General features: G+C 69.4%; 8 protein-coding genes. 3 read left to right on the top strand and 5 right to left on the bottom strand.

Annotated features, from left to right (window positions below; all coding sequences use genetic code 11):
• Positions 1–145: 145 nt before the first annotated feature.
• Both ppgK and map read right to left on the bottom strand, forming a co-directional pair.
• Entirely contained in the window at positions 146–985 is an 840-nt protein-coding gene (gene ppgK / locus Q0L54_RS09225; protein ID WP_296667476.1) for a polyphosphate--glucose phosphotransferase, read from the bottom strand.
• Positions 982–1,863 (bottom strand): type I methionyl aminopeptidase, encoded by an 882-nt coding sequence (gene map / locus Q0L54_RS09220; protein ID WP_296667474.1) that lies wholly within the window; start codon positions 1,861–1,863, stop codon positions 982–984. Before map ends, ppgK begins: the two co-directional genes overlap by 4 nt.
• 31 nt (positions 1,864–1,894) lie before the next feature.
• Between map and Q0L54_RS09215 the strand changes: the two genes are divergently transcribed.
• Together Q0L54_RS09215 and Q0L54_RS09210 are read left to right on the top strand one after the other, a co-directional pair.
• Positions 1,895–2,095, top strand: coding sequence for an SPOR domain-containing protein (locus Q0L54_RS09215; RefSeq protein WP_296667472.1), 201 nt, complete (start codon positions 1,895–1,897; stop codon positions 2,093–2,095).
• The gene (locus Q0L54_RS09210; protein WP_296667470.1) at positions 2,079–2,543 is read left to right on the top strand and encodes a hypothetical protein; all 465 of its coding nucleotides are present in this window, start codon (positions 2,079–2,081) and stop codon (positions 2,541–2,543) included. The genes Q0L54_RS09215 and Q0L54_RS09210 overlap by 17 nt, the downstream gene beginning before the upstream one ends.
• Position 2,544: 1 nt before the next feature.
• On the opposite strand, the gene Q0L54_RS09205 is transcribed toward Q0L54_RS09210, so the two are convergent.
• From Q0L54_RS09205 to Q0L54_RS09195, 3 genes are all read right to left on the bottom strand, one after another.
• Positions 2,545–3,396, bottom strand: a complete 852-nt coding sequence (locus Q0L54_RS09205; RefSeq protein WP_296667468.1) for an NAD(P)-dependent oxidoreductase — start codon at positions 3,394–3,396, stop codon at positions 2,545–2,547.
• A gap of 69 nt (positions 3,397–3,465) precedes the next feature.
• Positions 3,466–4,272 carry a 3-methyl-2-oxobutanoate hydroxymethyltransferase gene (gene panB / locus Q0L54_RS09200; protein ID WP_296667465.1) on the bottom strand — a complete coding sequence of 269 codons (807 nt, stop codon included), beginning with the start codon at positions 4,270–4,272 and terminating at the stop codon, positions 3,466–3,468.
• A gap of 145 nt (positions 4,273–4,417) precedes the next feature.
• Positions 4,418–6,061, bottom strand: a complete 1,644-nt coding sequence (locus tag Q0L54_RS09195; RefSeq protein ID WP_296667463.1) for an NAD+ synthase — start codon at positions 6,059–6,061, stop codon at positions 4,418–4,420.
• 74 nt (positions 6,062–6,135) lie between these two features.
• Between Q0L54_RS09195 and glnA the strand changes: the two genes are divergently transcribed.
• Complete coding sequence (glnA, locus tag Q0L54_RS09190) at positions 6,136–7,470, top strand: type I glutamate--ammonia ligase (RefSeq protein ID WP_296667462.1); 1,335 nt, start codon at positions 6,136–6,138, stop codon at positions 7,468–7,470.
• Positions 7,471–7,492 lie beyond the last annotated feature (22 nt).

Genomic DNA, 7,492 nt, shown 5'->3' with positions numbered 1-7,492 from the left:
CCCCGTCCTGATGGGCGCCCGGCCTCGCGATCGCGGCGGCGCCAGGGGCTCGAGTCGCGCTCGTGCGCTCTCGAGAACAGGAGTGCCGTGGAACGCCGTGGCGGGAGGATACGGCCCGGCGTGCGGGCTCGGCCCGCGGCCGACGTCAGGACTCCTTGGCCGCCGCCTTGGCCGCGCGCTTCTGGGCGGCCCTCGCGGACTTCACCGCGGCCTTCGCCTGGTCACGCTCGCGCTTCACCGCCGCGGCGGCGGCCGCCGCCGCTCCCACGATGCCGGCTCCGTTAAGCAGTTCCGCGGGCACGATCGGCGCCCGCAGCCGGAGCTTCGGCAGGAACATGTGGTGCGACTTCGAGATGCCGCCGCCCACGATGATGAGATCCGGCCACAGCAGCCGCTCCATCTCCGAGTAGTACTTCTGCAGCTCGTCGATCCACTGATCCCAGTCGTAGCCGTAGCGATCCCGCGCGGACTCCGCCGCGCGGTCCTCCGCATCGTGACCGTCGATCATGATGTGGCCCAGCTCGAGGTTGGGCACCAGCGTGCCGTCCACGATCATCGCGGTGCCGATCCCGGTGCCGAGCGTGGTCAAGAGGATGGAGCCGCCCTGACCGTGCGCCGCGCCGAACTTGTATTCGCCGTAGCCGGCCGCGTCCGCGTCGTTGAGGACATGCACGTCGTGCCCCGCGTAGTCGCGGATGATCGCGCGCAGGTCCGTCCCGATCCACTGGTCGTCGACGTTGGCGGCGGTCTTCACGATGCCGTGCTGGACCACGCCGGGGAACGCGACGCCGATCGGCACCTGCGTGGACGGGTTGAACTTGGCGATCACCTTCGCCACGGTCCGGGCGATCGCATCCGGCGTCGACGGCTGCGGCGTCGGGATCCGATATCGGTCCTCGATGAACGCGCCCGTCTTCAGGCTGACGGGAGCGGCCTTGATGCCGGTCCCACCGATGTCGACCCCTAGTGCGATGTCATTGCTCATGGCAGCGTCAAGACCTCCGGTCCGTTCTCGGTGACGACGATGGTGTGCTCGAACTGCGCGACCCAGGAGCCGTCGTCCGTGACCACGGTCCAGCCGTCATCCCACTCGTGGTTCGCCTCGGAACCCATGCACAGCATCGGCTCGACCGTGAACACCATGCCCGGCTCGATCACGTCGTCGTGGTGAGGCGCCGCGTCGTAGTGCGGAATCACCAACCCGGTGTGGAACGCGGGACCCACGCCGTGGCCGGTGTAGCTGCGCACGGACTCGTAGCCGTGGCGCGCGGCGTACTTCTCGATCACCCGGCCGATGACGTTGACCTCGCGGCCGGGCTGTGCGGCCTTGATACCGCGCATCATCGCCTCGTGGGTCACCTCGACCAGCTTGCGTGCGTCCGACGAGCCCTCGCCGGCGATGAAGGATCCACAGTTGTCTCCATGGACCCCGTCGCGGAACGCCGTGATGTCCACCTTGACGATGTCGCCCTCCTCGACCACCGTCGAGTCGGGGATGCCGTGGCAGATCACCTCGTTCACCGAGGTGCACATCGCCTTCGGGAACGGCGGCCGTCCGGCGGCGCCGGGATAGCCGAGCGTCGACGGGTACGCGCCGTGGTCGAGGATGAACTCGTGACCGATCCGGTCCAGCTCGTCGGTGGTCACTCCGGGAGCCACGTGACGGCCCACCTCCGCCAGCGCCTGCGCGGCGATGCGGGAGCTGACCCGGATCTTGTCGATGGTCTCCGCGCTGTGGACGTCGCCGCCGCTCCAGAGGCTCGCTCGCTTGCGTCCCACGTACTCGGGCCGGGCGATCACGCCGGGCACGTCGCGCATCGGGGTGACCGCGCCCTTGGAGATGCTCTCGCGTACAGGGCTCATGCCTGGCAGTCTATTCATGGAGGCGATGCCGATGTCCACCCAGAGCGACCCGCCGGTCGAGTACTACTACAACACTCGTACCCGGATGGTGGAGAAGGGGCGTCAGAGCTCCTGGGAGCACCTGATGGGCCCGTACCCCACCCCCGAGGAGGCCGCCGGCGCGCTCGAGATCGCACAGGCGCGCAACGAGGCGTGGGAGGACGAGGACCGCTGGGGTGACGACGAATCCTGAGGCCGGAGCGGGGCGGCCGCTGACGCTACGCCGGCAGGCCACGTTCTGGGTGCTGGTGGTGCTGTTCGTGTTGCTCATCGCGGGCAGCGTCGACGTCGCGTCTCGCCTGTGGAGCCGTGGTGACGTATCGATCTCCGCCGGCGTGGGCTTCACCGCCGGCCTGATGGCCGGCTGGCTGCTGCGCTGCCTCAGGGGCTGGGCGCGGGCGCGCCGCGGGGACGATGCGGGGGTCGTGTCCGACGGCGGCATCGCCTGGACCGTGGTGGTGATCCTGTTGGTGGTGGCCAACGTCGCCGCGGCCGTGGTGCTCGGGTCCATCGCGGCCGATGGCGGCGTCGCGACGAACGGCAGGGCCGCGGCAGCGGTCGACATTCTCACCGTCGCATCGAACGCGTGGGTGCTGCTCTACTACCGAGTGCCGCGGCGGTGGGACGGCCGCCGGGTGTGAGTCAGACCGCGTCCCGCCACGAGAACTCGGGCTCGTAGCCCAGGAGGCGGCGGGCCTTGTCGATCGACAGCATCGTCTCGTGCTCGCCCAACTCCTTCACCACCGGGACGCCGGGGAACTCCGCGGCCGCGAGCTCGGCGCTCGAGCGCGACATCACGGTGTCCGCGTTCGCGATGACGAAGCGGTCGAAGCCGCGCGGCTCGTAGGCCAGTGCCCGCGCCACCGCCTGGGCGCCGTCGCGGGCGTCGATGTAGCCCCAGAGGTTCCAGCGGCGCAGTTTCGGGTCGGTGTCGAACCCGGGGAACTCGGCGTAGTCCTCCGGGTACATCACGTTGGAGAAGCGCAGCGCGATGATCTTGAGATCCGCGTCCCAGCGGCACAGCTGGATCGCCATCTGCTCCTCGAGGTGCTTGACCAGGGAGTAGTTCGATTCGGGGCGGGCGTCGTACTCCTCGTCCACGGGGATGTACGGGGGATCGATCGCGAACGGCAGGCCCAGCACCGTCTCGGACGAGGCGTAGACCACGTTGGTGATGCCCGCCCGGCGCGCGCCCTGGAACACGTTGAAGGTGGCGAGCATGTTGTTGTGGAACACCGCCACGTCGCTCAGTTGGCCCGGCGCGGGGACGGCGGCGAGGTGCACCACCGCGTCCACGGAGGCGTAGCGGTCCTGCACGCCGAACATCGCGTCGAGCACCTGGCCGGCGTCCGTGAGGTCGATGCGGGTGTATCCGAAGCCGGGCGTGGCGGGCCGGCTGTCGAGGCCGTGGACCTCGTGGCCGTCCGCGCGAAGGCGGTCGACGACGGCGCGGCCCAGCTTGCCCTCCGAACCGGTGACGATGATCGAGGACATGGATGCTCCTTCGGTGAGGGGGACGATTCTGGTGGTGTGGCGCTCGCGCGGCGCGGGGTGGCGTGCGCGTCAGGCGTCGAAGCGATGCTCGGGACCGGGGAACGTGACGGCCTTGACCTCGCCCACGTAGGCGGCCGCCGCATCGGTCATCGCCTGGCCCACGCTCCCGAACTGCTTCGAGAAGCTCGGGTGCCAGTCGCCCACGCCGGCCATGTCGAGCCAGACGAGCACCTGGCCGTCGGTGTCCGAGCCCGCGCCGATGCCGATGGTGGGGATGTCGAGCGCCTCGGTGACGGCCTTCGCGGCGGGTGCGATCACCATCTCGAGCACCACGGCGAAGGCGCCCGCCTCCTGCAGCGCCAGCGCATCGGCCACCAGATCCTCGATGCCGTGGTCGCCACGGCCCTGGATGCGGCGCCCGCCCAGCGCATTCTCGCTCTGCGGCGTGAAGCCCAGGTGCCCGCAGAACGGGATGCCCGCATCGGTCACCGCCTTCACCTGGCGTGCGATGCGCCGGCCGCCCTCGAACTTGATGGCCTGCGCGCCCGAGAGCTTCATCATGCGGATCGAGGACTCGACGGCCTGCTCGGGGGAGACCTCGTAGCTGCCGAACGGCAGGTCCGCCACCACGAACGCATGCTGGGCGGCGCGCGAGACGGCGCGCGCGAACGGGATCATCTCGTCAACCGTGAGCGGCACGGTCGACTCCATCCCCAGCATGTTGTCGCCCATCGAGTCCCCGACCAGCAGCATGTCGACGCCGGCGGCGTCGAACGCGCGGGCGGTGGGGAAGTCGTAGGCGGTCAGCATGGTGATCTTCTCACCGCGCTGCTTCATCTCCTTGAAGTGGTGGATCCGGACCTTCTTCGGGCTCATGGCTCCACTGTCTCACGCGGGGGGCAACGGTGGGTTCGACGACTCGGGTGCCCCACCGCCCGTCCCCAACAACGGTAGGGAATTGTGTCGCTTTCGAGGCGAAAAGCTGTCAACGGTGCGGAATTGTGTCGCGGCGGCCCCGCGCCTACTCCTCCAGCTCGCGCCACCGCGACGTGATGGGCAGGCGCCGGTCCCGCCCGAACGCCAACGCCGTCACCTTGGGGCCCGGCGGGTACTGGCGGCGCTTCCATTCGGCGCGGTCCACCAGCGACAGCACCCTGTCCACCACCGCCTCGTCGAATCCGCGGGCGAGCAGCTCGGCGCGGCCCTCGGCGTGCTCGACGTAGGCGTCGAGCACCTCGTCGAGCAGCGCGTACGGCGGCAGCGAGTCCTGATCCACCTGGCCGGGCCGCAGCTCCGCGCTCGGCGGCTTCTCGATGGAGTTCACCGGGATGGGCTCGACCTCGCCGCGCGCGGTCGCGTGCGCGTTGCGCCAGCGCGCCAGCTCCCACACGCGCGTCTTGTCGAGGTCTTTCAGCGGCGCGAATCCGCCGATGGACCCCGCGTCGTAGATGGTGGCGTACCCCGTCGCGAGCTCGGACTTGTTCCCCGGCGCGATCACCAGGTGTCCCTCGCGGTTCGACAGCGCCATGAGGATCACGCCGCGCACGCGCGCCTGAAGGTTCTCCTCGGCGACGCCGCTCAGCGCGAGCTGCCGCTGGAATGCCTCCACGATGGGAGCGATGGGCTCCACGCGGTAGTCCGCCCCGATCCGCTTCGCCAGCTCCGCCGCATCGTCCTTGGAGTGCTCGGAGGAGAACACGGACGGCATGGAGACGCCCACCACGTTCTCGCCCCCGATCGCGTCCGCCGCGATGGCCGCCGTGAGCGCGGAATCGATCCCGCCGGACATCCCGAGCACCACGGAGGAGAAGCCGTTCTTCAGCACGTAGTCGCGCAGGCCGGTGACGCACGCCCAGTACGTCTGCTCGTCGACGCCCTCGTGCTCGACGATCCCCGACGCTGCCGGCTCGCCCGCCTCGGGCACGTCCCACACGATCATCGCGTCCGTGAACCCGGGCGCGGACGTCACCACCTCGCCATCCGCCCCCACGATGAAAGAGTGGCCGTCGAACACCAGGTCGTCCTGACCGCCCCAGAGGTTGACGTACGCGAGCGGCGCGCCCACCTCTCGCGCGCGGCGCGCGGCGAGCTCGGTGCGGACGTGGCCCTTGCCCTCCTCGAACGGGGAGCCGTTGAGCACCACGAGCAGCCGCAGCCCGGCGCCGTGCAGCTGCGCGACGGGCCCGCCGTCCTGCCAGATGTCCTCGCAGATGACCACACCAACGGGGGACGATGCGGCGGTCACCACGCACGCATCTTCGCCGGCGGCGAAGATGCGCCGCTCGTCGAAGACGCCGTAGTTGGGCAGGTGGTGCTTGTTGTAGCGGGCCGCGACGGCGCCCCCGATGATCACCACGGCCTGGTTGAACGGTCTGCCGCCCTGAGACACGCCCAGCGTCCCGAGGATCACCATGAGGCCGCCCAGGCCCTCGTCCGCCAGGGTGGTCGCGATGTCCTCGACGGAGCGGGCGGCGGCACGCTGGAAGCTCTCGCGGAGCGCCAGGTCCTCGATGGGATACCCGGTGGTGACCATCTCCGGGAACGCGACCACGCCGGCGCCGAGCGCGTGCGCGGCGCGGCACCGATCCAGCACAAGGGCTGCGTTACCAGCGATGTCGCCCACACAGGGGTTGATCTGGGCGAGCGCGATGCGAAGCGTCGACATGCGTCAAGACTAGGGGGAGCGGGCGCGCCGCCGACGTCACACGTTGTTCACATGGATGGGGCAGGATAGGCGTCATGGATAAGCAGCAGGAATATGTGCTCCGCAGCGTCGAGGAGCGCGACATCCGGTTCATCCGACTCTGGTTCACCGATGTCCTGGGGATCCTGAAGTCGGTGGCCATCGCGCCCGCGGAGATGGAGAACGCCTTCGCGGAGGGGATCGGCTTCGACGGCTCGGCCGTCGAGGGCCTCACCCGCGTGTACGAGGCGGACATGATCGCCAAGCCCGACCCGGCGACCTTCCAGATCCTGCCGTGGCGCGGCGAGCGCCAAGGTGCCGCCCGCATGTTCTGCGACATCTTCACGCCGGACGGCGAGCCCGCGCTCTCGGACCCGCGTCAGGTGCTCAAGCGGACCCTCGACAAGGCCTCGTCCCAGGGATTCAGCTTTTATACGCACCCCGAGATCGAGTTCTATCTGTTCAAGCAGTTCGAGCAGGGTCAGGCGCCGGTCCCGGTGGACAGGGCGGGCTACTTCGACAACGTCCCGCGGGGGACCGCGCACAACTTCCGCCGCGAGGCCATCACGATGCTCGAGAACATGGGCATCTCCGTCGAGTTCAGCCATCACGAGGCCGGCCCGGGTCAGAACGAGATCGACCTGAGGTACGCGGACGCGCTCACCACCGCCGACAACATCATGACGTTCCGCACGGTCATCAAGGAGGTGGCGCTCGAGCAGGGCGTGTTCGCCTCCTTCATGCCCAAGCCGCTCTTCGACGCCCCGGGCTCGGGCATGCACACGCACATGAGCCTCTTCGAGGGCGATCGCAACGCGTTCTTCGAGGCGGGTGCGGAGCTGGGGCTGTCTCAGGTGGCGCGCCAGTTCATGGCCGGCATCCTGCGTCACGCGCCGGAGATCACCGCGATCACCAACCAGTACGTCAACTCGTACAAGCGGTTGTGGGGCGGGGCCGAGGCGCCCTCCTACGTCTGCTGGGGCTCGAACAACCGTTCCGCGCTGGTGCGCGTCCCGGTCCACAAGCCGGGCAAGAGCCAGTCGGCGCGCGTGGAGTACCGCGCCATGGACTCGGCAGCCAACCCGTACCTCGCGTTCTCCGTGCTGCTGGCGGCCGGCCTCAAGGGCATCGAGGCGGGTCTGGAGCTGCCCGACGGCGCCGAGGACGACGTCTGGGAGTTGTCGAACGCCGAGCGCCGCGCCATGGGCTACGAGCCGTTGCCCACGTCGCTGAATGAGGCGATCACGGCGATGGAGCGTTCCGAGCTGGTGGCCGAGACCCTGGGTGAGCGAGTGTTCGACTTCGTGCTGCGCAACAAGCGTGCCGAGTGGGAGGCGTATCGCGCCCAGGTCACGCCCTTCGAGCTCGACAGCTACCTGTCCGTTCTGTAGCGGGGCGCCATGAGCGCACGCG

This window comes from Demequina sp., from assembly GCF_024642165.1.
Lineage (GTDB): Bacteria > Actinomycetota > Actinomycetes > Actinomycetales > Demequinaceae > Demequina.
This window is presented reverse-complemented; position numbering and strand designations above follow the sequence as displayed.